Annotated in this window: 2 protein-coding genes; one reads left to right on the forward strand and one right to left on the reverse strand. The window is 53.2% G+C overall.

All coding sequences use genetic code 11. The features are described from left to right. Window positions 1-68: hypothetical protein (locus CYR55_RS24070; RefSeq protein ID WP_241522223.1), on the reverse strand; the 68-nt coding region annotated here is incomplete at its 3' end. A gap of 2 nt (window positions 69-70) precedes the next feature. On the opposite strand from CYR55_RS24070, the gene CYR55_RS23075 reads away from it, so the two are divergent. Then, window positions 71-682 (forward strand): hypothetical protein (locus tag CYR55_RS23075; RefSeq protein WP_146001053.1); only part of this gene is annotated, 612 nt, incomplete at its 3' end.

Below are 682 nucleotides of genomic sequence, written 5' to 3' on the forward strand. Positions count from 1 at the left end.
ACCGTGCCCGGCAGCAGCAGCCCCACCAGTGCCAGCGACTCCAGAAACGCCACCAGGCCAACCGCCATCAGTGAAAATGCCCAGAGCAGACAAAAAGACTGTCAGCATTATCGAGGCTTGTAGCACTGCGTTAAAGGTTGCTGAGGCGATCACCGCATTTTGGGGCAGCAATGCCCCAGCGCTTGCCCAGGAAAAATTTATTCAGGACAGACTGAAGGAATTATGCCAGCAGGAAGAACCCGCCGAGGCTGACATCACCGCTTTCCTCCAGATGACAACTGCCGTTATGGGCAAAAGCCTTAAGGCGGCCAAAAAAGACATGTTCGCCGGCCAATCCCTTTACTTTTGGCAGTTCGCCCAGGTCTGCGCCACGGTTACAGGTGTCAGCTCACTCTATTTTGATAACGAGAAGCTCTGGAAGCTCTATTTTGTGAACGGTGGGGCTTACCGTTTGCGCAAAGTGATTAAGGTCTGGAAAGCCGCCAGCACAACTGAAGAGCGCGATGCAGCAGTGCAGCAGGTAAAAGAGGTCATGGGGTATTTCCAAGAGGCCAATGGCTCTATTAAAGCGCCAGCGGCCAGCGTAATGCGCCAGGTGGCCATTGATCTACTCGACAATCACCTGACAAACATTTTTGCCATGCTGAAATCCAGTGCGGACCGGCCTAAGACAGCCACTATT

Source organism: Chimaeribacter californicus, from assembly GCF_002858675.1.
GTDB lineage: Bacteria > Pseudomonadota > Gammaproteobacteria > Enterobacterales > Enterobacteriaceae > Chimaeribacter > Chimaeribacter californicus.